This is a genomic window from Hymenobacter sp. YC55, assembly GCF_029433095.1.
Taxonomy (GTDB): Bacteria; Bacteroidota; Bacteroidia; order Cytophagales; family Hymenobacteraceae; genus Hymenobacter.
On sequence record NZ_JARNTX010000002.1, the window covers coordinates 307,598 to 333,132 of the forward strand.

A 25,535-nucleotide genomic window follows, 5' to 3' on the forward strand; every position below is an offset into this window, starting at 1 on the left:
CAATGCCAAGACACGAAGTGTTGCGTCTCTACATCTAAGCTGCTATAAGAGCGCCACTCTGTTCACCGGCTTTCACTTGAAATTCGTCTTGCCAACAAGCTCAACTTTTTACAGGCCTTGCATCAACTTAACCCGACTATTCAGCTTCCTTTGTAGTAGGATGCGAAATAGTATCTTTTCTAGGCCTGTTCTTTTTTGCTTTATACTTTCTCCTGTTTGAATTTACTCTTACTTCTTACTTCCATGTTAGAACAACTATCCCTGGCGGTGATTGTCATTGTCGCCGTGCTGCTGCTTGGCTTGATTGCCATTGTGGTGAAAATGTACCAGAAAGCTGTGCAAGGTGAGGCGATGGTACGCACTGGTCTTGGTGATACCAAGGTGTCGTTTAGCGGCATCTTTGTGGTGCCGGTGCTGCACAAGCTAGAGGTGATGGACATCACCCTCAAAAACATGGTTATTTCGCGGGCCGGTTCCGAAGGCCTCGTTTGCAAAGACAACCTGCGGGCCGACGTGAAAGTGAACTTCTTCGTGCGCGTCAACAAAACCCACGACGACGTGGTGCAAGTAGCCCAAAGTATCGGTTGCCGCCGCGCCTCCGACCCTATGGCCCTGGAAAACCTCTTCGACGCCAAATTCTCGGAAGCTCTGAAAACGGTGGGCAAGCAGTTCGACTTTATCGAGCTCTACAACTCGCGTGAGCAGTTCAAACAGGAAATCCTGCGCATCATCGGCACCGACCTCAACGGCTACGTGCTCGACGACTGCGCCATCGACTACTTAGAACAAACCCCGCTGTCCTCGCTCAACCAAGACAACATTCTGGACGCCGAAGGCATCAAGAAGATTGTGGCCCTGACCTCGGAGCAGAAGATTCAGGCCAATTCCATTGCTCGCGAGATGCAGAAAACCATCAAGAAGCAGGACGTGGAGGCTCAAGAAACCATCCTGCAGCTCGACAAGCAGCTTATCGAAAACCAGGAAAAGCAGAAGCGCGAAATAGCCAACATCAAAGCCCGCGAGCTGGCCGAAACCGAGAAAGTGCAGCAGGAAGAAAAGCTGAAGTCGGAAAAGGCCCGCATTGCTACCGAAGAGGAGGTGGGCATTGCGCAGCAGAACCGCGACCGGCAGGTGCTGGTAGCCGAGCGCAACAAGCAGCGCACCGACGCTGTGGAAACCGAGCGAGTAGCCCAAGCCAAAGCGCTGGAAGCCAACGAGCGGGAACGGATTGTAGCCCTAGCCCAAATCGAAAAAGAAAAGGCGCTGGAAGAAGAGAAGAAGAACATTCAGACCATTATCCGCGAGCGTATAGTAGTGGAAAAAGCCACCGTTCAGGAAGAAGAGAAAATCAAAGACACCCGCGCCCAAGCCCAAGCCGACCGTGAAAAACTGGTAGCCGTTACGGCCGCCAAGCAGCAAGCCGAAGCCGCTACCGTGGCCCTTGTGGGCAACGCCGACATGGAGCGCCAGGCCGCTGAGTTCCGCGCCAAGCAGGCCCTCATTGATGCCGAAGCCGAGAAAGCCGCCGCTGAGTTCAAGGGCCAAGCCATTCGCACACTGGCCGAAGCCGAAGCCAGCAAGGCTACGGCCGTTGGTCTGGCTGAAGCGCAGGTGATGCAAGCCAAAGCCACTGCCCGCCAGAAAGAAGGCGAAACCGAAGCCAACGTGCTTCAACTCACTGCCTCCGCCGAAGCCCAAGCCATCCAGGCCAAAGCCGGTGCTCAAGCCGAAGCCGACGAAAAGCTTGGCCTGGTAGCGGCCAAAGTGAACCGCGAAAAAGGCCTCGCCGACGCCGACATCATCCAGGCCCGCGCCGATGCCGACCAGAAGAAAGGCCTCGCCGAAGCGGCCGTTTCGGAGCAGAAGTTTGCGGTGGAAGCCAAAGGCATCGAAGCCAAGGCCGACGCTATGAAGAAGCTCGACGGGGTGGGCAAAGACCACGAGGAATTCAAGCTGCGCCTCGACAAAGAGAAGTCGGTGGAGCTGGCCCAAATCAGCATCCAGAAAGACATTGCCGCCTCGCAGGCCGATGTTATTGGCGAAGCCCTCAAAGCCGCCAAAATCGACATCGTGGGTGGCGAGACGATGTTCTTCGACCAGATTATCGGCTCGATAACCAAAGGCAAGATGGTGGACCGCGCCGTGCACAACTCCGAGGTACTCGGCACCGTGAAAGACGCCTTCTTCTCCCTCGACGGGGGCGGCGACTTCAAGTCCAACCTCCGCCGCTTCATCGACCAGTTCGGCCTCAGCTCCGAGGATATGAAAAACCTCAGTGTCTCGGCCCTGCTCCTGAAGCTGATGAACAAAGCCGGCGACGATGCCACCCGCAGCACCATCACGCAACTATCCAGCACCGCGCAGGCTTTAGGTATCGGCGACAAGCCAGTAAAGATGTTGGAGCTGAAGTAAGGGGTGACTACCCTTCAAGCAAGGATTAGTAACTAGCTCCCCTCAGATGAGGAGGGGAGCTAGTTTTCAGTTCTAACAGAGTCACTCTACATGCTTTTACGCCCTACGACACTTTCCTTACTGCACATACCATTAGCTGTGCTGTTGGCTAGCTGCAACTCACCTGATTCCAGCAAGTCACACCAAGAGGAAGCGGCTACTAGCCCAGGCGCGGCCGACCAACCACCTGCTCCTGCCGCTGCGCCGCCTTGCTTGGAGCGTATGCAAGGGTTCCTGCGCTGGTATCATCGACGGTATACCGCAGAGTTCGACACTACCACGGATTTCATCAACATACCGCTCACCGGCGACGAAGATGCCGCTACGTTGGCCAAAATTCCCCGCAGTAATATCAGTTCCACGAACTACATGCAGCTAAACCACTCTAAGTTGGCTGTATACATCGATACGCTTCGGCGCTCCGGCTATTTCTCTGCCAGCTACCTGGCTGCTAAACAGGCCTCCATCCTGAAACGCGGGCAGGAGCTGGAAGCCGAGAAAGTGACGGAAGGGTTGCTCGAAGGCTTTGACTCCGACGAGGTGATCCATACGCAAGACATCTATCAACGCGAAGACATCAGTAAGCTGACGGCGTACCAGCCTGCTGGCCTCAAACCCGGCACCCAAGCCTACCGCCTGCAATTATCCTCACTTGGAGAAGAAAATTTCAGCTGGATCTTCTACGTCAAACAAGAAAAAGGCCGCTGCGTCATCGACAGCGTGCATACCACTGAGTAGCCACAGCTGTCTTACCGCCTACCTCAGTTCTACTCTATTCAACCACCCTAGCTCCGCCTCAGCTCAGAAGGAAAGCCAGGCTTCACTCCTTGTTGTACGTTCATGCAAGCACCCAATTCTAGCACTCCGCCAACTACAACCCGGCAAATAATAAGCCTCGTCCTCGGGCTGGTTCTCGGTATTGCCTTCTTTGCGGGGGTCGTCTACTTCGTTAAAAAGGATAGGGCCGAAAAGCGGGCGTTAATTCTGAAAAACCCGGGGTATGTCACGGGCATCATTACCCGGGTGAGAACCCACAAGGGCCGGCGCGTAACCGTGCAGTATACCGTTGGCAGCGCCGAATATTCTCTCAGAGCCAGGGTGACCAGAAGCTTTCTGCGCACCCACGCCAAAGGCGATACTACCGCTGTCATCTATTCTAGAGCCGATCCGTCCAGTGCTATCCTGAAGGCCACGTTGCGGCCCTCAACCAAGTAATAAGCAGTTCTTTTCTCCTGGCAAGGGTTTGTGCCTTGCCCTCCTATGGAAGCTCAAGCTACCCAACTCGAAACCGGCACCTACGAAATCCTGCGCAACCGCTTGCAGAAAAGTAGTGCGGACCTGCGCCAGCGGCTGGACGCGCTGAACACCGAGCGCAAGCAGGTGTTTGGGGCCGTGGATACGCGCTTGCTTGGTACGGGCCGCATCACCACCGACAACAATTGCGTGCCGTGGGACATGGTACCGGTGGGGCGCCGCTTCCTGTTTGGGTATAACGTGGTGTTGGGGCTGAAGGCGGAGCCGGATTTGGCTGATGTGTTTGGGGTGTACGAGTATGCCGAACACGACTTCCGGCCGCAGGGGCTGGAGCTGTTGCAGACCCCGCAGTTTCTAGAGGAGTTTCGCAACCTGTACCGCTACTACAAGAACACGCAGTTCGTAAAGTTTGCGCAGATCGGGACCCACCTATTCATGGTGTTCCGCATCGGCAAGAGTGCCACCGACGTGAAGACGTTTAAGTGGCTGCTGCAGGGCGACACGCTTACCTACCTCGACAACCGCTCCGACCACGAGTACACCTTCCCGCCGCAACACGAGTTTCAGTGGAAGCGCGCCACCCGGGACATGCAGCGCGGCGGCAAACACCCGCACGTCAGCATCGAGGATAAGGTGTTTGTGGAAACCATCGGCGGCGACCTGACCATCAAGGTGGAAGACAATACCGCCACCGGGCAGGGCATCCTGAGCGAGCCAGTCGACAACAAAGACCAGACGCTAGATGACTCGGAAATCTACTATGCGGTAATTGGCAACCTGATCCTGCTCAAGATTCGACCGTACCAGGAGCAGCAGTACCGCTACTTCATTTTCAACCACCGGCTGCAACAGGCGCAGCGGCTCGATGCCTTGGCCGATGCCTGCGTGCTGCTGCCTGACGGGCAAGGGCTGATTTTTCCGCACGGCTTCTACCTGCAAACCGGCGACAACAAGCTGTTCGACAACGGCTTGCGCGACATGCTGTTCGAGAAGCGGCTGGCCTCACCCAACGGAGAGGATTTCCTGTACGTGTTCTACAACCGGGAGAGTGGCGCCTACTTGCTACTCAGCTACAACCGCATTGCCCAGCGCGTCGACAACCCGATTGTGTGCCACGGCTACGCGCTGTTCGAGAACGGGGAACTGTGCTACTTCCGCGCCGACGATGAGCCTAAGAAGCACCACGCCGTACAAATCTGGCAGACGCCCTACACCGGTCCCGACTTCCAACTACCCGTCACCTCCGATTCATACCTCTACAAGCTCGGTAACAAGGAGATAGTGCGGGCCATGAGTGAGGTGCAGGAAGTCTTGACCCTCACCGGCAAAGACGACAGCTACGCCGGTCTCTACCTCGACCTAATCCGCCAGACCACGGCCCTCACCGACTCCTACCACTGGCTGCGCGAAACCGCTGCCCAAGCCCTGGCCGAGCCGCTGACGGAAATCCGGCAGACGGCTTCGGCGGCGGTGGCCGAGTTCGAGAAGGTGCAGAGCATCCGCAAAAACACCAGCCAGCAAACCCAAACCGTCTTTCAAAAAGCCGACGACCTGGCCGGCCGTATCCGCCGCGCCGCACCCGACACCGTAACGGAGTTTGTACAGCTGCTTGGTGAGCTGCGGGCCGTGCGCGGCGAGGTGATTTCCTTGAAAGAGCTGCGCTACGTGGAGCTGCCCGCCGTGGAAGCTCACGCCGCCACCCTCGAAACGCTGAGCAAAGAGGTAGCCACCCACACCGTAGAATTCCTGCTGAAGCCCGACGCGCTGGCGCCCTATGCCACCCGCGTGCAGGCCATAGAAGAAGGCGTGGCGCAGGTGCAGAAAACCGTGGAGGCCGACCAGCGCGAGCAGGAAACGGCCGCCATTGCCCAGGAGCTAGAGTTGCTGATTGAGGTGGTCGGCAACCTGCCTATTCCGGACCCGACCCAGACCACGGCCATCATCGACAACATCTCGGTGGTATATGCGCGCTTCAACCAGATTCGGGCGGCGCTGAAACGGCGGCGGCAGGCGCTGGCGGGCACCGAGGCACAGGCCGAATTCACGGCGCAGCTCAAGCTGCTCGACCAAGCCCTCACCAACTACCTCGACCTAGCCGACGTCCCCACCAAGTGCGATGAGTACCTAACCAAGCTCATGGTGCAGCTAGAAGAGCTGGAAGGCAAATTCCCGGATTTCGACCAGTTCCTGAGCCAGCTCGCCACCAAGCGCGAACAAGTGTACGAGGCCTTCGAGAGCAAGAAAGTGGCCTTGGTGGCAGCCCGCAACCAGCGCGCTACGGCTTTGCTGCAAAGCGCCGAGCGGCTATTGAAAGCCGTGCAAACTCGCCTCGGTCGTCTAGAATCGGTGGCTGACATCAATGGCTATTTCGCCGCCGACTTGATGGTGGAGAAAGTGCGCGGCACCATGGAAGAGCTGCGTAAACTCGGCGACGCCGTGAAGGCCGACGATGTGCAGTCGCGCCTGAAAACGCTGCGCGAAGATGCCGTGCGCCAGCTCCGCGACCGGGCCGACCTCTACGCCGACGGCGGCCAGACCTTGAAGTTCGGTTCCCACGCCTTCACCGTGAACAACCAACCGCTTGACCTGACAGTGGTGCTTCGCGACGGCGACCTGCACTACCACCTTACCGGCACCAACTTCTTCCAGAAGATAACCGACTCGGCGCTGCTCTCGGCCCGCCCGGTGTGGGAGCAAACCGTGGTATCAGAAAATGAGGATGTGTACCGGGCCGAGTTTCTGGCCTGGCGCCTGCTGCAAGCCGCGCAGCACCCCACGCCAGCCAACCCCGAAGCAGGCCGTGCCGCCGTGCTGTCCGTAGCCGAACTCTCGCACCTCAGCCAGCCGGAGTTGCTAGCCTATGTGCAACAGTTCATGGCCTCGCGCTACGCCGAAGGCTACCTCAAAGGCGTGCATGACCACGACGCCGCCCTGCTGCTCACGGCCCTGGTGCGCCTCACCCGCACCGCCGACTTGCTGCGCTATCCGGCCGAGACTCGCGCCGCAGCCAGCCTGTTCTGGCTCCGCTTCTGCCACCCCGACCAGCGCGCCCATTGGGAGCGGCAGTTACAGGGCATTGGGGTGCTGCTGCAAGTCTTCCCCGATTCGCAAGAGTTCGATACGCTCAAAACCGAGCTGCAAACCGCCGTCGAGGCCTTTGCCCAGCAAACTAGCCTCTTCACGCCCGACCAAGTGGCCGAAGCCGGCGACTACCTGTTTCATGAGCTGACGCACACCGGCAGCTTCATCATTGCCGCTGAAGCCGCCGAGCTGTACCAGCAGTTCCAGAAGTCGTTGCAGGAGCGGCAGGCTACCGAGCTGTTTCAGCAGTCGGCGACGGGCTTGCGCGACCAGCCGGCGGCGCAGCTGGCTTTGGTTCGGCAGTGGCTACAGGCGTATTTGCGTCAGGTACCCGCGGCTGGTTCGCTCACCGATTTCTGCCCCGAAACCGCCGTACTGCTGGTCACCGACACCTACGACCCGGCCCGCGTGGTGCACACCCCTGCGCGAAACGTTGGCTGGCTTCCAGGGCGCCCACCCGCGTATCATCACCCCTGACACGCCCAACATCCCAGACGGTAAGGCCGCCGCGCCCACCTACTACCTCGACTTCCCCAATTTCCGCCGCCGCCTGCTGCACTACGACCGCACCACGGTGCCGCAGTTCGAGGCGTTCCAGGAAACCAAGAAGCAGTTGCTCGCGCAGGCCACCCACGAACTGCGGCTCGAAGACTTCCGCCCTCGCGTGCTGACTTCGTTTGTGCGCAACCAGCTCATCGACAAGGTGTACTTGCCTCTTATCGGTGCCAACCTAGCCAAACAGATTGGCGCGGCCGGGGAAGGCAAGCGCACCGACCTGATGGGCTTGCTGCTGCTGATTTCGCCGCCCGGCTACGGCAAAACTACCCTCATGGAGTACGTGGCTAACCGCCTCGGCCTCATCTTTATGAAGATCAACGGTCCGGCCATCGGGCACGCCGTAACCAGCGTGGACCCAGCGCAGGCGCCGAACGCCGGGGCGCGGCAGGAGCTGGAAAAGCTGAACCTGGCCTTCGAAATGGGCGACAACGTGATGATTTACGTCGACGACATCCAGCACTGCCACCCCGAGTTTTTGCAGAAATTCATTTCGCTCTGCGACGCGCAGCGCAAGATCGAGGGTGTGTACCAGGGCCGCACCCGCACCTACGACTTCCGCGGCCGCAAGGTAGCCGTGGTAATGGCCGGCAACCCCTACACCGAAAGCGGCGACGTATTCCAGCTGCCCGACATGCTAGCCAACCGCGCCGACATCTACAACCTCGGCGACATTCTCACGGCCGGCTCCGAAGAAGCTTTCCGCCTCTCGTACCTCGAAAATGCCCTCACCAGCAATACTGCCCTGGCTCGCCTCGCCACCCAGAGCCCGCAGGACGTGCCCGCCCTCATTCGCCTCGCCGAAACCGGCCAGTCGGAGGGCGTCTCGTTCGAGGGTAACCATACGCCCGAGGAACTGAACGAGTACGTGGCGGTGCTCCAGAAGCTGCTGCGCCTGCGCGACGTGGTGGCCCGCGTGAATGCCGCCTACATTGCCAGCGCCGCCCAAGCCGACGCCTACCGCACCGAGCCGCCGTTCAAGCTGCAGGGCTCGTACCGCAACATGAACAAGCTGGCCGAGAAAGTGCGCCCCGTCATGAACGACCAGGAAATAACCGACCTGCTAGCCGCCCACTACGAGAGCGAAGCCCAAACCCTAACCAGCGCCACCGAAGCCAACTTGCTCAAGCTACGCGAGCTGCTCGGCTGGCTCACCCCCGCCGAAGACACCCGCTGGCAGGAAATCAAGGCCACCTTCCGCGACAACCTGCGCAACTCCGGCGCCGGCCAGCTCCTGCAGATGCTGGATAAGCTGGAAAACATTGCTGGGGGCTTGAGTGGTATTCGGGAAGTGCTGAAACGAGAGTAACTATGTTTGGGCTAGATCATACCGACAATGAATTTCTTACAGTAATGGTAGTGGGACTAAGCTTTTTGTTTGTTGCTCTAACCAAGCTTCAGCAGAGAGTTAGGCTCAACAAAAGCGGTGTTGCCACCGAGGGCGTGGTTATTCGGGTAGAGCGTGAAGGTCACCGCAAGCCCTGCTATTACCCAGTAGTTCGCTTTCTAACGCCGCAGTAGGAATGGATAACAGCTCGTTATGATATAGGCACTAACCCAGCTAGCTTCAATGAAGGTGATACTGTTCAACTCCGGTTTGACCCCTCCAATCCTACCTGCTTCATTATCAATTCCGATAGTTCTAGTTTCCTGCTTTGGCTATTCGCATTAATTGGTACTGGGCTCACTGCCTATGGAGTTGTTCAGTACATCAATGCTTAAGCTATCTACTTAGCTCTCTAACTTCCGCAACTCCGCTGTCGGCCAGTTCTTCTTGAGGCTTGACAAGCTGGAGTGTATTGCAGGGGGCTTGAGGGGAGTTCGGGAGGTGCTGAAACGGGAGTAACTGAAATTATGTCTGCTTATGCAAGCACCAGTAGAGCGCGTATCCCATAATTATTATCGGCTGCTTAGTACTCTTTTGGGACTGAGGCTATGGTGGAAACGTCAGCGGCTGTGTACTACAATCCTAATAATCCGCAGGATTTTGTGCTTGACACTAATGAACACAGCACCTTGCCCTTTCTCTTTATGACTATGGGCGTAGTATTCATAGTAGGTGGAATCTTCCAGTCTTGAAATTATCAGTATTGCGGCAGGCAAGAAGCCCACAAAAGCTTCAAAGAGCACCATGATCCACTTCTGTGACTATTCCAACTATACCTTCTGACCTGCAAGCCGCGTTGTGTTTGTTGCTAATAGGCGGGTTGTTTCTATTCAGGTCTGGCAGCCTGAGTCAGAAACGACAAACCCTACTTATCAATGGTACTGAAGCCACTGCTACCATCGTTTGGCTAGAAGACAACCCGCACTCCGATAGGCGCACCTATTATCCTGTCTTTCGCTTTCAAACGCGGAAGCAAGAAACAATTACGGCTTGCTACTACCATAGCAAAAGGCGAAACGGCTATAGAGTAGGCGAGCAGATGCAAATACTTTACGATCCTGTTGATCCAACAAAATTTCTGGTTCCACTATTTACTGAAACGGAAATATGGATCTACCGAGTGCTAGGCTTTGGCGCAGGCTTGCTTGGTTTGGTGACAATCTTACTCTATGCGATACTCTAACTGAAAACCTATCTTCCGCGACAACCTGTGCAACTCTGGCGCCGGCCATCTCCTGCAGATGCTCGATAAGCTCGAAAGCATCGCCGGTGGGTTAAGCGGGATTCGGGAGGTATTGAGGCGGGAGTAGGCTTTATGAAATGTTTGACAACTTGGTTGCTATCCTCTTCACTGTTATCCTACTGCTTATTATTGCTATAGGCGTTATTGTTGTTTCGGTAAATCTGTATTACACAAAAGACACACGAATTACCTTTCAAAACAGGATAACCATATTGAAGCGCGGGGTAGTAGCAGAAGGTACTATTGTAGCGGTGGAAACAGCATGGCCCAGCTTCTTCCATGAGTATCCAATAGTACGCTTCAAGACACCGCAGGGGCGTCAGGTGACTTTGCGCTGCCAGGAGTATACTAAAGGACCCGGTTTTAGGAAGGGACAAAAAGTGGAAGTACGGTTTTTGCCAGCTGCTCCTGAAGCCTTTATTGTTGTTACCGGCTTAGATTTCTTGTTGTAAGAAAGCGAAGAGTTCAGGAATACTCCGGCCAGGTGCTCACGAAACCAGAGGTTTTAATGCGGGTGAGCTAAGTGACATCTTACACGAATTAAATTCGAAATTGTCGACAAGCCGACCCAACCGCAATGAAACTGAAATTCCTTGCCTTCCTGCTGCTTTTCCTGCCTCAACTCCTGCAAGCACAAAAAGCGGCGTTGCCCGATTCAGAACTGACAACTCTTATCGATAGTGCTGGGATACCGGGCTTGTCGGTGGCCGTTATCAACCAAAAAGGCGTGGTCTGGTCCAAGGGCGTCGGGGTGCGGGAAGCTGGAAAGCCGGAGCGCGTTGATGAGAATACTGTTTTCTCGGCGGCCTCGCTCAGCAAGTGCCTGTTTGCTTATCTGGTGCTGAAGCTGGCTGACGAAGGCAAAATCAACCTTGACAAGCCCCTGTATCAGTACGTACCATTTCGGGCCATCGAGCACGACGAACGGCACAAACGCATTACGGCGCGAATGGTGTTGAGCCACCAAACCGGCCTGCCCAATTGGCGCAGCGGACAACTTAATTTTCTCTTCGACCCTGGCACCCGGTTTGGCTACTCGGGCGAAGGCTTTGTGTACTTGCAAGGCGTGGTGACAACCATCACAGGCAAAGAGCTGGACGAACTGGCGCAACAATACGTGTTTCGCCCCTTGGGTATGAGCCGCAGCAGCTACCGCTGGCAACCGGCATTTGAGGCCAACCACGCTACGCCGCACAACCGCTTTGGTCAACCAACCGCCCTCAGTCGATACAGCGAATCCAACGCGGCCTTTTCGCTTATGACTACGGCCGCCGACTACGGACGGTTTATGGTGGCCCTGCTTACCGGCCAAGGCCTGAAACCCGCCACTGCGCAGGCTATCTTCCGCCCTCTATCTACTCCCAAACGCACTCTCGACGACACCCTTCAGGCCTCGCCCACCATCCGGTGGGGACTAGGTATTGGGCTGGCGCAACAAGCCGGCAACGAAGGGTTCTGGCACTGGGGCGACAACGGCGACTTTCGTTGTTTCGTCTACGTATCGCGGGCCCGCAAAGAGGGCGTGGTGTACTTCACCAACAGCCGCAATGGCCTAAGCATCGTATCAGACGTGCCAAGCCGGGCGTTGGGGCTGCCAGTGCGCGATATAGCAGATTTCCTCTACTACGAGCCCTATCGGAGTCCGTTCGTTCAGGTTAGCCGCACTCTTCTGAAACAAGGCGTTATAGCCTCAGCGAAGCCTTTTCTAGATACCAAGGCCAGTGGCAGTACCCGACTCGGCACGGCCCAATTGTCGGAAGAAGATCTGCTTCGAATGGCCGATGAGCTAAGCAATACCCCGCAAATTGCCCAGGCAGTTGAACTGCTGGAACTAGGTAGCACGTACTACCCGCAGTCGGCTGATATGGTGAAAGCTAATGCCTTCGCACGCCTAAAACAGAACGACCGTCTTAAGGCCAAAACTGCTTTAAGCCGCTATGTAGCCATGAAACCCGACGACCAAGCTGCCCAACATATTCTTACCCAACTTACCGAACCCACCAAAGGCAACGTAACGCTCCGGCTGCCTGGCTTCCCAACGGCCCGCCTGATTACACTGGCTGGCAACTTCAACAACTGGCAGCCCCTGCACACCTTGTTTCTAAAAGAAGGCAACGAGTGGCGCTGCACTTTGCAATTGCCCAAAGGCACCTACCACTACAAGATTGTGGTGGATGGCAACTGGCAAACCGACCCCGCCAATCCCAACACTCAAGACGACGGCAAAGGAAATATCAACTCTATTCTGACGGTAGCCAATAAGTAAACAAGCCAATAACCCCAGCGCAAACGAACCTTGTTCCCCGCAACCAATACAGGCTGCGCAATAAGCAAGCCTTCCGCGACAACTTGCGCAAGCTAGGCGCCAGCCGCGTGCTACCGAGAGTAAGTGAATACCCAAGCTTCTACCTATGGGTGAGCACGAAATCTATCTGACTTTCGGTGTCGCCGCCGGGACATACTGCTTTTTCTGCCTATCGAGGATTGGTTTGTCACTGGGATGATGCTTAGTGCCGCTGGGGTTGTAAGCAGTGTTCTGATGTACCTTGCTTGTGTTAGGAGCTGACTAACAAGAAAAACGCCCCGGCAACTGCTGGGGCGTTTTGCATACTTACTCTTTGCCGTTTCTACGGCAGAGTTGATATCATTACGGCTGGCCGCCGCCGCCAGTGGCTCCGTAGACCTGACCGGTAGCGTAGCTCGCCATTGGGTCGGCTAGCTGCACGTAGATAGAGGCTAGCTCGGCTGGCTGTCCTGGCCGCTTCATGGGGGTATCGCCACCGAATTTCTGCAGCTTTTCTTGCGTAGCGCCGCCGCTCACTTGCAGAGGCGTCCAGATGGGGCCGGGCGCTACACCGTTCACGCGGATGCCTTTTGGGGCAAGCTGCTTGGCCAGGGAGCGGACGTAACTGGTGGTGGCTGCCTTGGTTTGGGCGTAGTCGTAGAGGTCGGCGGAGGGGTCGGTGGCCTGCTCGGAAGTGGTACCGATGATGGTGGAGCCGGGCTGGAGGTGGGGCAGTGCCGCCTTGATAATCCAAAACGGGGCGTAGATGTTGGTTTTCATCGTCGCGTCGAAGTCTTCGCTGGACAGGTCCATGATGGACTGGTGCTGCTGTTGCCGCGCCGCGTTGCTGACCAGGATGTCTAGGCCGCCGAGCTGGCGCACGGCCTCGTCGACTAGTTTCTTGCAGAAGGCTTCGTCGCGCAGGTCGCCGGGAATGGCTACGGCTTTTTGGCCGGCGGCCTTGATGAGGGCTACCACTTCTTTGGCATCGGCTTCCTCGGCGGGCAGGTAGTTGATGGCCACGTCGGCGCCTTCGCGGGCGTAGGCAATGGCGGCGGCGCGGCCCATGCCGGAGTCGCCACCCGTAATGAGGGCTTTGCGGCCTTTCAGGCGGCCCGAGCCTTTGTAGCTTTTCTCGCCGTGGTCGGGCAGAGGCTCCATTTTGCTGGCGAGCCCCGGCCAAGGCTGCGACTGACTTTTGAACGGAGGCTTGGGGTAGGCGGTGTTGGGGTCTTTCAAAGGTTCGGCGGCCGCATCAGCGGCGTTAGTGGCGGCATCGACGGATAGTACGGGGCTTACGGCGGCAACTGCTAAGCTGGCTCCTAAGCCACTAATTATTTGGCGGCGGCTAAGTGTGGTTTCGTCTTTCATGGGTTGTAAAGGGCGTTTCAGTTTTTATGAAACGAGGCCTTTGCGTTTTAGTTAGCCTAACTCTATAGGAGGATTGCACGACGGTTCAGCTAGTGGTAGGACTTTAACTTTCAGGCAATTGAACTGTATAGCTGAGCAAGCTTGACGTATGCCAGACTAGGTTAAGCATATCGTATACTCTCCTGACTTTCTTTATTGGCCTTTGTCAAGAAAAGCCCAGAGCCCAATTTTCTGTCCTGCGTAAGTGACCGAACAACCATAGCTCGCAGCCATTTGGTCTTAGCACCACTGCCCAGAGCGGCGGCTGGTTCTTCCGCGGGTGCGGGACCATAAAAACCCGTAATGTTGATTCTAGAAACCCGTCCCAACTCCCGGTAGCATGACGTTTACATCCCTGCTGTCTATCTGCCTGATGCTGCTAAGCTCAGTTGTCTCTTTCGCGCAAAAAGCTCCCTTGCGTGTGGGAGTGGTCGGCCTGACCCACACCCACGTACACGGAATATTGAGCCTGAAAAACCGCAACGACATCCAGGTGGTCGGGATAGTGGAGCCGAACCGCGACTTGGCGCAGCGCTACGCGCAGCAGCACGGCTACTCCATGAGCATCGTGTTCAATACCATGGACGAAATGATTGCGGCCACCAAGCCCGAGGCCGTTACAGCGTTTGGCACCATTTACGAGCATCTGGCGGTGGTGCAAACCTGCGCCCCCAAGGGTATTCATGTGATGGTGGAAAAACCCTTGGCCGTTAGCCTCGACCACGCCCGCAAGATGGAAGCCCTAGCCAAAAAGCACCACATTCAATTGCTTACCAACTACGAAACCACTTGGTACCCCACCAATCACCAAGCCTACGAGCTGTTGAAAAAAGGTGCCGTGGGCCAGCTAAGCCAAGTGGTAATTCGGGACGGGCACCGGGGCCCGAAGAAGATAGGCGTCAACGCCGAGTTTCTGGACTGGCTGACTGACCCGGTGCAGAATGGGGGCGGGGCCCTGATAGATTTCGGCTGCTACGGCGCCAACCTGATGACTTGGCTGCAAGATGGCAAGAAGCCCACCAGCGTAACGGCCGTTACGCAACAGTTCCAACCCGAAAACAACCCCAAAGTAGACGACGAAGCCACCATCCTGCTCACCTACGACCACGCCAAAGCCACCATTCAAGCTTCCTGGAACTGGCCCATCGGTAGAAAAGACCTAGAAATTTACGGCCAAACTGGCGCCATCTACGCCGACAACAAGTATGATCTGCGCGTGCGCCACGCCGAGGGCTACGACCAGTTCCGGGAAGAAGCGCACCGGCTTGAAGAACGCAAAGCCCCCTACGACGACCCGTTTGCCTTACTAGCGGCCGTAATCAGGCAGGAAATAACCCTCAAGCCGTATGACTTGTCGTCGTTGGAAAACAACATGGTGGTAGTAGAAATTCTGGAAGCCGCCCGCAAGAGCGCCAAAACTCACAAAACCGTTAAGCTTGATCAGTAAAGCGCAAGGCCCCGGAAATTCTGAAATTCCCGGGGCCTTGCGCTTTACTTGTTATAACCCTGGTGAGCTATTCCTTCAGCTAGTGGAGCTGCTTAAGAAAACCCACTTCGGTTGTTCGCCTGTCATCCTGAGCGGAGCGAAGGACCTTGTCACGCCAGAGCAAGCCGTTCTTACGTGACCGTGTCTTTCGCTCCGCTCAGGATGACATTTTTCAGTCAGCTTCACTTGATGAGCCGGGCCAGGGTTGCTTGCAGCTCTTCGCCTTTCAGGTTAGCGGCCACGATTTTACCGGTAGGGTCAATCAGAAAGTTTTGCGGAATGGCTTGCACGTGGTAGCTCCTAGCAACCTCGTTCTCCCAACCACGCAAGTCCGATACCTGCGTCCAAGCCAACTTGTCGTCCTGAATGGCTTTCAACCATTTGGCTCGGCCCTTTTCGTCGTCGAGCGACACTCCTAGTACATCGAAGTTCTTACTCTTAAAGGCATTGTAGACTTTCGTAACGGCGGGGTTTTCCTGACGGCAGGGGCCGCACCAAGAAGCCCAGAAGTCGACCAGCACATACTTGCCACGGTAGTCGGCAAGGGAAACCACTTTGCCCTCGGGCGTTTTCTGGCTGAAGTTGGGTGCCTGCACCCCAATGGCCACGTCTTTGAGGTTTTGAACCAGCTTGCCGTATTGAATGCCGGGCGCGCTGTTTTTGAGCGTTGGACTCAAGGCATTATAAAGTGGTGCGACCTCTGCGTATTGAGGTGGCTCCATCATTCCTAGCTGTGGCAACAGGCTTAGGCTTACCCAGGAAGTAGGATTGGCTTTAATGAACTCCTTTTGTCGTAAGACGACGTCTTTGAAGGCATTCTGACCTGCTGTGCGTATGCGCTCCTGAAACGCCGGGGTTTTTCGCTCTGCTTCCGAAGCCTTCCCGTACTCGGCTCCTAAAGCGTTCATCTTATCAGTAATAGGCTTCAGCGAAGCTTGTAGCTTGTTGTAATCTGCCGTCAGCTGGGTGCCCGTAAGTTTGGCATTGGGCAGCGAATCGGGGCTGGTCACTACAATGGGCCCCGGTTCCAGAAAGAGGTCAGTTCGGTTCGAAGAATTGAAAAAATCAAGTGTTGGCTTCCCATTCCGATGTACAATCAAAGTCGCCTGTTTCGGAAAGTCGGTTGTTCCTTTAAACTCGAAAGCGCCGTTTTTTAGCGCGGTAGAGTCCATTAGCAAGCCGGCACTCGTTAGATAGATTTTAGCGGGGGCACTCTGTTTGCCCATAGTGCCTTTGATGGTATAGGATAGAGGCGCTTGGGCGTAGGCCAGGCACGGCGCAAACAGCAGTAAACCGAATAAATGCTTTTTCATAAGGCGTTGGTAGTGAGTGGAAATAATAACTAACTTCAATATAGCGTGCTATAGTATTTGCAGGCACATAAAATTCTGTCCTCAAGCAATTTACTTGCTACCGGCTTAGCAGCTCGATATGCGCCAAGTGGTGGCGCCCGTGCCAGCTGTACTGCACCAGGGCTTGGTCGAGCGTATAGGTTTGCTGATAGAGCGGGTGGTAGAAAGTGCGCTGCCATTGCTCGTCAGTGAGGTGCCAGAGCAGCGTTACCCAGCGCGAGTGCAAAGCCTCCAGCAGCATCAACGACACCGTAACGGGCGAGGCGTTGATGTCGGGGAGAGCAGCCCAGGCGTTCATGTCGAACGGCCGGATGGTGGGATTGTCTTCGGTGAGGGCCAGCCGGAAGCGGATGTCGAAGTTCATGTGCACGTCGGCTACGTGGTGCAGCACTTGCCGGCCCGTCCAGCCGCCGGGACGGTAGGAGTTTTCCAGGCGCACACCTCCGGCTTTGCGAGCCGCTACGGTTAGCTGCCCCGGCAGCGCCGCCAGTTGCTCGATATAAACGGCGCGCTCAGCGGGTGTCAACGGGCCTTCGGGCAGCACCGGCCGGCCGATAGGATACTGTAAGTCAACCAGGTTGTTTTCCATAGGCAGCAAACATAAAACAACGCCTGAAGTTGGCCTATTACAGCCGAGCCACCTTTCAGCCTAGAGAGCTTATATCGATTAGGGTCTATGTTTGTCAATAAGTAAACCTCTATATTCCAGCGTCCATACTGGTTTATACTTCGGTTGCTTATCGTGAAAAAGCTACTTCTGCTTCTGCCGCTGCTATCGGCTCTGGCTAATTTCTCTGTGCAAGCCCAGCGGGTGTCTCAGCCTGTTACCACCGTAGCCCAACTCACCGATTCCATTCAGCGCATTATGCGCCGGGAGCACATGCCGGGTCTGTTGCTCACGCTCGTCGCCCACGACACGGTGCTGTTTGAAGGAGGACTAGGCTACGCCGATCTAGAAAACAAAAAGCCGGTCACGGCGCACACGCTGTTTCGGATAGGCTCCGTTACCAAAACCTTTGTGGCGGTGGGGCTGCTCCAACTCGTGGAGCAAGGCAAGCTCAGCCTCAACGATGAAGTGCGCAAGCTAGCCCCCGAAATTCCCATCGACAACCCCTGGGAAGCTACCGACCCGGTGCGGGTGGTGCACGTGCTGGAGCACACCGCCGGCTTCAACGACATGGGCCTCAATCACGTGTATAATTCCACAGATACCGACCCGCGTGGCGCGGCGGCTGTGCAAGTATTCAAGCCCGAGCTGCGCTGCCGTTGGCGGCCCGGCGAGCGGATGTCGTACTCCAACCCCGGCTACGAAGTGGCGGGCTACCTGCTCGAAAAGCTGAGTGGCCAACCCTACGACCAGTACCTTGCCCAGCACCTGCTGCGCCCCCTGGGCATGCCCGACGCCACCGCCGAGCTGCGCCCCGCCGCCAACCCCAAACTGGCCCGCGGCTACTCCTACGACAACGGCCACTACAATCGCCTGCAGCCCCTGCCCATCTACGCTGGCCCGGCAGGCTCCATGAGTGCTTCCGCCGCGGACATGACGCGCTGGGTGCAGTTCTTCCTGCACGACTTCCGCGCCCCCAACGGAACCGCCCTGCTTCAGCCTGCTTCCCTGCGCGAGATGGAAACTTCGCATAGCCCCCTCGGAGCGCGGGCGGGTTTGCCCACCGGCTACGGGCTGGCTAACCAGCTGATGAACCGGCGAGGCAATGCTTCGTTCCGGGGGCACGGTGGGGGCATCTACGGGTTCCGTTCCACTTTTGCCTACAACCGAGAGCTAGGCTTGGGCTATGCTCTTTCCAACAACGGCGAACAAGACACCGGCGCCATCGACAAACTGGTGCGCACGTTTCTGCTGCGCCACTTACCCACGCCGCCTACTCCGCGCCCCGTACCGCTCGATGTGGCCGCCGTGGCACCTTACCTAGGCCATTACCAAAACGTAGCGCCCCGCAACCAACTCGCCGGCCTCGGCGACTATCTGCTCAGTGACAAGCAGTTGGTGCAGCGCGGGTCGCTGTTGCTGCTCCAGCCCCTTGCCGGTGCGGCCGATACGCTGCTGCCCACGGGGCCGCTCACGTTTCGCCGCCCCAAGGACCTAGTGCCCAGCATCGTGCTTACCCACGACCACGACGGCCGTCGTGCGCTGATTTCCTCGGATGGTTTTTCGCTGGAAGCAGGCTCTTTGTGGTGGCTGCGGCCGGCGCTGTTTGCCGTTAGCTTGCTGCTGCTTATCACGGGTATTCTGGCGGGGCTGGTGTGGCTAATCTTCGCCTTGCGCCGCAAACTGCCCCGCGTCCAGGTGCTGCCCCGGCTGCTGCCCCTACTGGCAACCGCGGCTCTTATCACCACCGTGGTTGCTTTTGTCGGCGTGGCTAGCAACATCACCGGGGCCGGCAGCGTCAACGTAGCGACCGTGCTACTCGGCGTTAGTCCGCTGGCGTTCTGCGTGTTCACCCTCGCGGGTCTGATCCTTACTATTCGTTATTTCCGCCAATTTCGGAGCCGCGTGGTGGCTTGGTACCTGCTGTGCACCTACGGCGCCTTGGGCTGGCTGGCCACCGCATTTGCCACCTACGGCTGGATGAGTTTGCAGATGTGGGGCGTGTAGGGCACACGCAAACCGGCCCCTATAGCCGAGCAACAAGCGCCCTATATACCTCCCTTCTCAAGCAGGGCATGCTAGGGCCTTGGCTTTGATTGCCGCTTGCCCGTCAGCCTGATCTTGTAGGTGCTCCCAACCCGTATGCAAACTGCTGCGTATTTTTGCCCCGATGCGGTTGTTGGCTCTGTTTTTCTCGCTCTACTTTCTGGTACTCTCGTGTCGAGCCTGTGCTGACGAAGCAGTGCGTCCGGGCACCGAGCAAACCTGTATTTCAGCTAGCCAGTCGGGGCATTGTCCCACCGATTCGGTGGGCGACTGGTGCCCTCCCTTGTGCCAGTGCCACTGCTGTCCGGGCTTTGCGCTGCCTGTTGTACCGCCGCTGCTACCCACTAAGAGTCGGGTTGCCGTTATGGCGCGTGCCTATGCGGCCGCGCCTGTGCCTGGCTTAGTGGCCCACCTGCCAACTTCCCCCTGGCAGCCCCCGCAGGCAACCTGCTAAACTATTCTTACCCACCCTGCTAAGAGTGCCGCGCTCCAACTAGTGCGCTGTAGCTGCTTGGCTTCCTTTTGTTGAAGGAATTGCGCCTGAGGTGCGGCGGGGCAGAAGTGTACTATACTTCTTGACAAGCTTCGCCGGCGGCGAGGCTTACGTATTTCCGCTTGCCCGCATGGGAAGCGGCTAAGAGAAGTATGGCGAAGCTTGTTTCCACTATCCAGACTCTAAACTTCCAGCCTTTATGTTCGACCGGCTGATTTATTTTTCCATTCACAACAAGTTGGTTATCGGGCTGCTAACCCTGGTCTTGGTGGTCTGGGGCGGCTACTCGCTGCTGCGGCTGCCCATTGATGCTGTGCCTGACATTACCACCAACCAAGTAGTCGTTTACACGGTGGCGCCTTCGTTGGCCGCCAACGACATCGAGCGGCTGGTGTCGTTTCCGGTGGAACAAAGCGTGGCTACTATTCCGGGGCGGGAGCAAGTCCGTTCGTTCTCTCGCTTTGGCCTCTCGGTGGTCACCATCGTATTCGCCGATGATGTGGACGTGTATTGGGCCCGGCAGCAAGTAACCGAACGGCTGCGCGAGGCAGAAAGCCAGATACCTCCTGGCGTCGGCCGCCCCGAAATGGCGCCCGTCAGCACTGGCCTCGGCGAAATCTACCAGTACATCGTGCACGTGAAGCCGGGCTACCAGAACAAGTACTCGGCCAGTGACCTGCGCACCATCCAAGACTGGATTGTGCGGCGCCAACTGCTCGGCACACCCGGCGTGGCCGACGTCAGTAGCTTCGGCGGCCAACTCAAACAGTACGAAGTAGCCCTGGACCCCGAGCGGCTCCGCTCGCTCAACGTCACGGTGGAGGAAGTGTACCAGGCCGTGGCCCGCAACAACCAAAACACCGGCGGCGCCTACCTCGACCGTAACCCCACCTCTTACTTCATTCGCACGGAAGGCCTAGTCACCAATCCAACCGACATCGGTAACATCGTGGTGCGTAGCACCAGCAATGGCCTGCCGGTATTGGTGCGCGATGTGGCGCAGGTGGGCTTTGGGTCGGCGGTGCGCTACGGCGCCATGACCCGCAACGACGAAGGTGAGGTAACTGGCGGGTTGGTGCTGATGCTAAAAGGGGCCAACGCCAACGAAGTCATCAAGGCCGTGAAAGAGCGCATGGTGACCATCGAAAAAAGCTTGCCCGCCGGCGTCACCGTAGAGCCGTTTCTGGACCGCTCCACGCTGGTCAATCGGGCCATTGCCACCGTCAGCCGCAACCTAGCCGAGGGGGCGCTTATTGTGGTGTTTGTATTGGTGCTGTTTCTCGGCAACTGGCGGGCTGGCCTGGTAGTAGCGTCGGTTATTCCGCTTGCTATGTTGTTTGCCATCAGCATGATGTGCCTGTTTGGCGTAACGGGCAACCTGATGAGTTTGGGCGCCATCGACTTCGGGCTGATTGTAGACGGGGCCGTTATCATCGTGGAAGCCATTGTGCACCGGCTGGCCTTGCACAAGCTAGCCACCGACACCGACAAACTGCCCGCCGAAGCCATGGACGAAGAAACGTACCAGGCTGCCTCGCGTATTCGCTCGTCGGCCGCCTTCGGCGAAATCATCATCCTGATTGTGTACCTGCCCTTGCTGGCGCTTGGCGGTATCGAGGGCAAAATGTTCCGGCCCATGGCCGAAACGGTGGCCTTTGCCATCCTCGGCGCCTTCATCCTGTCCTTAACCTACGTGCCCATGATGTCGGCCCTCATGTTGAGTCGGCACACTGATTCTCGCCCAACTTTTTCCGACCGCATGATGACGTTTTTCCAGCGCCTCTACCAGCCAGTGCTGGCGTGGGCCTTGCGGGCCCGGGCCGTGGTGCTGCTGGCCGCGGTGGCGCTGCTGGTGGGGGCGGGGCTGCTGTTTCGCACCTTGGGCGGCGAGTTTATTCCGCAGCTTTGGGAAGGCGACTTTGCCGTTGAAACCCGCACGCTTACTGGCAGTTCCCTGAGCTACACCATCGAGAAGGTACAGCAAGCGGCGGGCATTTTGCGGCAACAGTTTCCAGAGGTGAAGGAAGTGGTAACCAAGATTGGCGCCGCCGAAATTCCCACCGACCCCATGCCCGTGGAAGGCGCCGACCTAATGGTAATCCTGAAAGACAAAGCGGAATGGACCAGCGCCGACAACCAGGAGGAGCTAGCCGAGAAGATGGCCACGGCCGTTAGCCATATTCCTGGCATGTCGTTTAGCTTTCAGCAGCCTATTCAGATGCGTTTCAATGAGTTAATCAGCGGCGCCAAGCAAGATGTGGTAGTCAAGATTTACGGCGAAGACCTGGACTTGCTGGCCGACTATGCCCAACAGGCCGGCCGCTTGGCGCGCCGCGTGACCGGAGCCGAAGATGTGTACGTGGAGCGGGTAACGGGGCTGCCCCAAATTGTGGTGGAGCTAAACCGCAACCGCCTCGCGCAGTTTGGCCTCAACGTGGATGATGTGAACCGCACCGTGCAAACGGCCTTCGCCGGCCAAACGGCCGGGCAAGTATTCGAGCAGGAGCGGCGCTTCGACTTGGTGCTGCGCCTACGCGCCGACCTACGCGCCGACATCAACAGCGTGCGCCGGTTGTTTATAGCTGCGCCCGGCGGGCAACAGGTGCCCCTGGAGCAAGTAGCCACTGTGGAGCTACGTGAAGGTCCCAATCAAATCCAGCGCGACGATGCCAAGCGCTACATCACCGTGGCCTTCAACGTGCGCGGCCGCGACGTGGAAACGGTAGTGGGCGAGCTGCAAAACACGCTTGGCCAACAATTGAAGCTGGCACCTGGCTACCACCTCACCTACGGCGGCCAATTCGAAAACCTGCGCCAAGCCACTGAACGCCTTGGTATTGCGGTGCCGGTAGCCTTACTCCTAATTTTGGTGCTGCTCTATTTCACGTTCCGGTCGGTGAGCGAGGCGCTGCTCATTTTTACGGCTATTCCGTTATCGGCTATCGGTGGGGTGGTAGCGCTGTGGCTGCGCGGCATGCCGTTTAGTATTTCGGCCGGAGTGGGGTTCATTGCTTTGTTTGGCGTGGCTGTGCTCAACGGCATCGTGCTGCTCGGCCAGTTCAACCAGCTCAAAGCCGATGGCGTCATCGACCTGCTGGAGCGAATCAAGTTGGGCACCGAAGCCCGGCTGCGGCCAGTGCTGATGACGGCTACTGTAGCGTCGTTAGGCTTCCTGCCAATGGCCTTGGCTACCTCGGCCGGGGCGGAAGTGCAGCGGCCTTTGGCCACGGTGGTTATTGGCGGGCTGGTATCGGCCACGCTGCTCACCCTGCTGGTGCTGCCGGTGCTGTACTATCTGCTCGAAAAACGGCTGCAACGTGTCAAGCCTACCCTGCCAGCGCCCGGCCGAGTAGCTACCTTGGGCGCTAGCCTACTGCTTGTGGTACTACTGGCTCCCATCAGTCAGGCGCAGCAGAATCCGGGGTTGTCGGCGGGGCAGGCAGTACAGCAGGCGCTGCAAGCCAACGGCACCGTGCAAGCCGCCGAACGAGCCCTAGAAGCCCAACGCGCCGTGCGCCGTACCGCCTACGACATAGGACGCACCACCTTCCAAGCTGGCTACGGCCAAGTCAACTCGCCCCTCCGCGACAATGTGTTCAGCGTCAGCCAGTCGGTTGCGCTGCCGAGCTACTACCGTTCCCAGGCGCAGCTCGCCGAAACCCAGATTGTAAACCGGGAGCTGCAACTTGCGCAAGTGCAGGCCGAACTGCGGCGGCAAGTGCGCCTCAGCTACCAAGCGGCTCTGCACGCCCGGCACCGCCTCCGGGTACTGCGCAGCCAAGACAGCGTTTACACCGAGTTTCTGCGCGCCGCTCAGCTGCGGTTCAAAACCGGCGAAACGGCCCGCATCGAGCCCGCTACTGCCCTTATCCAGCAAGGCGAAACCCAAAACCAGCTCGCCCAAGCCCGCGCCGACTTCCGCATAGCCAAACGCCAGCTTCAGGCCCTGCTGCAAACAACTCAGTCTATCGTCATTGCCGACAGTGTTTTACAACCTCTGCCCCTAACAACGCCCCCCGCCGACACTGCCGCCCTAGCCGCTACGCCGGAAGGTCGGGTGCTACAACAGCAAGTGGCAGAGCGCCAAGCAGAAACGAGGGTAGAGCAAGCGCGCGGCCTGCCCGATATAGTGGTAGGCTACACCAACCAATCGTTGCGAGGCACTTACACCGAAAGCAGCACTCCCCGCACCTATGGCCCCGCCGACCGGTTTCATAGCGTACACGCCGGCGTGGCAGTACCCATCTTGCGCGGCCCCCAAAAGGCCCGGGTGCAAGCTGCCCGCCTGCAAGCACAAACTGCCTCCGTCACCTATCAGCGCTACCGCGCCGAAGTAGCCGCCCGCCTCGACGAGCTACAAATCCGCCGAACAGAGCAGCAGCGCCAACTAGCTTTCTTCGAGCAGGTTGGCTTGCCGCAGGCCGCCGTCATTACCCGCTTGGCTACTCGCGCCTACAAAGCCGGCGAAACCACCTACTCCGATTACCTTCTCAACCTGGAGCGCGCCCAGCGCGTGCGCACCGACCACCTAGACCTCCTGCTTCAGCACAACCAAACTGTAGTGGAGCTGGAGTATCTGCTAGGGAAGTAGCACCCCGCCTATTAGGCCCATTATGTACCCATCAATTCGTTGAAACGTCATCCATGAAATACTTAACCATGCTCCTGCTGCTTCTGGCAGTGGGCAGTTGCGGAAAAAAGCAAGAAGCAGCAACCGAGGCGAAAGATTCGCCGGAAGCTTTGGCAGAAACAACGAAAAAGCAGGAGGGTCCCGAAGCCGCACCCAATGAAGTGGTTTTGTCGGCTGAAGAGCAAAAGTTAGGCGGCATACAGGTAGGTAGCATCAGCCGGCGGGCATTGGGTCAGGGCCTGAAAGTAAACGGCGTGTTAGACGTGCCGCCCGATCAGCTAGCTTCCGTCAGCGCCCCGCTCGGCGGCTTCGTCGACCGGACCGCCCTGCTCCAAGGCACGCGCGTCCGCAAAGGGGAGGTGCTGGCTACCATCCGCAACCCCGACTTCGCGCAGCTTCAGCAGGACTACCTCGAAACCCGGAGTCAACTCACGTATGCCAAAGCCGAGTACGAGCGCCAAGCCGAGTTGTACCGCCAAGAAGTAGCCCCCCAGAAAAACTTTCAGAAGGCCCAAGCCGAATACCAGGGTCTGCAAGCCAAAGCCGCTGCACAGGCCGCCCGCCTTCGCGCCTCCGGCCTACCCGTAGGCGGTACCATCGTCACGACGGCGGCATTACGCGCGCCCGTGAGTGGCTTCGTGAAAACGGTCAATGTCACCGTAGGGCAGAGCGTAACGCCCACTGATGTGCTGTTTGAAATCGTGGACCCCGAGCATTTGCACGTTGAGCTAACGGTTTTCGAGAAAGACGTGCCCCAGGTCCACAAAGGCCAACTGGTACGCTTCAGCCTCAGCAACGACCGTCCGAGCACTGAACGCACCGCCCGTGTCTACCTAATCAGCCGCGCCATTAGCGACGAACGTACCGTGCGCGTTCATGCCCACCTCGACCAGGAAGATCATGCCCTGTTGCCAGGCACCTTTGTGCGCGCCGTCATCGAAACCAACCGCGCCACCGTGCCGGCTGTACCCGAGAAGGCAGTGGTGCAGTTTGAAGGCCGACATTACGTGTACACAGCCATGCCGCAAGCCGGGCACTACCGCATGGTGGAAGTGCAGCCCGGCCTTAGCGAAGACGGCTACACCGCCGTTCAACTCCCTGCCACCACTGCATCCGACTCCGCACGCTTGGTGATAGAAGGCGCCTATTCCTTGCTCGCCAAAATGAAAAATTCCGAGGAGGAAGAGTAGCTAGTCTACGATTAGGGGTAAATACACAAGAAAGGCGGGCTGCATTTCTGCGGTCCGCCTTTGCTA

General features: G+C 57.7%; 15 protein-coding genes. 12 read left to right on the forward strand and 3 right to left on the reverse strand.

The annotated features are described in order from the left end of the window. Nucleotides 1–243 precede the first annotated feature (243 nt). The 7 genes from P1X16_RS14610 (at nucleotide 244) to P1X16_RS14640 (ending at nucleotide 12,237) form a co-directional block, all read left to right on the forward strand. Nucleotides 244–2,412: a flotillin family protein gene (locus P1X16_RS14610; protein WP_277230341.1), complete on the forward strand. Its 2,169-nt coding sequence runs from the start codon at nucleotides 244–246 to the stop codon at nucleotides 2,410–2,412. A gap of 90 nt (nucleotides 2,413–2,502) precedes the next feature. Beyond that, nucleotides 2,503–3,189: a hypothetical protein gene (locus tag P1X16_RS14615; RefSeq protein ID WP_277230344.1), complete on the forward strand. Its 687-nt coding sequence runs from the start codon at nucleotides 2,503–2,505 to the stop codon at nucleotides 3,187–3,189. Between the two features lie 102 nt (nucleotides 3,190–3,291). After that, on the forward strand, nucleotides 3,292–3,666 hold the full coding sequence (locus P1X16_RS14620) for a hypothetical protein (protein WP_277230346.1): 375 nt from the start codon (nucleotides 3,292–3,294) through the stop codon (nucleotides 3,664–3,666). Nucleotides 3,667–3,711: 45 nt separating this feature from the next. Then, nucleotides 3,712–7,263: a DNA repair ATPase gene (locus P1X16_RS14625; protein ID WP_277230349.1), complete on the forward strand. Its 3,552-nt coding sequence runs from the start codon at nucleotides 3,712–3,714 to the stop codon at nucleotides 7,261–7,263. Then, nucleotides 7,220–8,650, forward strand: coding sequence for an AAA family ATPase (locus P1X16_RS14630; protein ID WP_277230351.1), 1,431 nt, complete (start codon nucleotides 7,220–7,222; stop codon nucleotides 8,648–8,650). Before P1X16_RS14625 ends, P1X16_RS14630 begins: the two co-directional genes overlap by 44 nt. A gap of 1,398 nt (nucleotides 8,651–10,048) precedes the next feature. Further along, nucleotides 10,049–10,423, forward strand: a complete 375-nt coding sequence (locus P1X16_RS14635) for a DUF3592 domain-containing protein (protein WP_277230354.1) — start codon at nucleotides 10,049–10,051, stop codon at nucleotides 10,421–10,423. 125 nt (nucleotides 10,424–10,548) lie between these two features. Continuing rightward, complete coding sequence (locus P1X16_RS14640) at nucleotides 10,549–12,237, forward strand: serine hydrolase (RefSeq protein ID WP_277230356.1); 1,689 nt, start codon at nucleotides 10,549–10,551, stop codon at nucleotides 12,235–12,237. A 381-nt stretch (nucleotides 12,238–12,618) separates the two neighbouring features. Here P1X16_RS14640 and P1X16_RS14645 read toward each other — a convergent pair whose 3' ends face one another. Continuing rightward, complete coding sequence (locus tag P1X16_RS14645) at nucleotides 12,619–13,626, reverse strand: SDR family oxidoreductase (RefSeq protein WP_277230359.1); 1,008 nt, start codon at nucleotides 13,624–13,626, stop codon at nucleotides 12,619–12,621. A gap of 379 nt (nucleotides 13,627–14,005) precedes the next feature. On the opposite strand from P1X16_RS14645, the gene P1X16_RS14650 reads away from it, so the two are divergent. Beyond that, on the forward strand, nucleotides 14,006–15,112 hold the full coding sequence (locus tag P1X16_RS14650; RefSeq protein ID WP_277230362.1) for a Gfo/Idh/MocA family oxidoreductase: 1,107 nt from the start codon (nucleotides 14,006–14,008) through the stop codon (nucleotides 15,110–15,112). Between the two features lie 221 nt (nucleotides 15,113–15,333). Here the strand turns inward: P1X16_RS14650 and P1X16_RS14655 are convergent, their stop codons facing one another. Both P1X16_RS14655 and P1X16_RS14660 read right to left on the reverse strand, forming a co-directional pair. Then, nucleotides 15,334–16,464: a TlpA disulfide reductase family protein gene (locus P1X16_RS14655; protein ID WP_277230366.1), complete on the reverse strand. Its 1,131-nt coding sequence runs from the start codon at nucleotides 16,462–16,464 to the stop codon at nucleotides 15,334–15,336. A 97-nt stretch (nucleotides 16,465–16,561) separates the two neighbouring features. Further along, nucleotides 16,562–17,092, reverse strand: coding sequence for a YfiT family bacillithiol transferase (locus P1X16_RS14660; protein ID WP_277230369.1), 531 nt, complete (start codon nucleotides 17,090–17,092; stop codon nucleotides 16,562–16,564). A 153-nt stretch (nucleotides 17,093–17,245) separates the two neighbouring features. Between P1X16_RS14660 and P1X16_RS14665 the strand changes: the two genes are divergently transcribed. From P1X16_RS14665 to P1X16_RS14680, 4 genes are all read left to right on the forward strand, one after another. Continuing rightward, on the forward strand, nucleotides 17,246–19,117 hold the full coding sequence (locus P1X16_RS14665; RefSeq protein ID WP_277230372.1) for a serine hydrolase domain-containing protein: 1,872 nt from the start codon (nucleotides 17,246–17,248) through the stop codon (nucleotides 19,115–19,117). A gap of 163 nt (nucleotides 19,118–19,280) precedes the next feature. Continuing rightward, complete coding sequence (locus tag P1X16_RS14670; RefSeq protein WP_277230375.1) at nucleotides 19,281–19,610, forward strand: DUF6660 family protein; 330 nt, start codon at nucleotides 19,281–19,283, stop codon at nucleotides 19,608–19,610. Between the two features lie 238 nt (nucleotides 19,611–19,848). Then, on the forward strand, nucleotides 19,849–24,240 hold the full coding sequence (locus P1X16_RS14675) for a CusA/CzcA family heavy metal efflux RND transporter (RefSeq protein WP_277230378.1): 4,392 nt from the start codon (nucleotides 19,849–19,851) through the stop codon (nucleotides 24,238–24,240). Nucleotides 24,241–24,308: 68 nt separating this feature from the next. Next, entirely contained in the window at nucleotides 24,309–25,469 is a 1,161-nt protein-coding gene (locus tag P1X16_RS14680; protein WP_277230380.1) for an efflux RND transporter periplasmic adaptor subunit, read from the forward strand. Nucleotides 25,470–25,535: the final 66 nt, after the last annotated feature.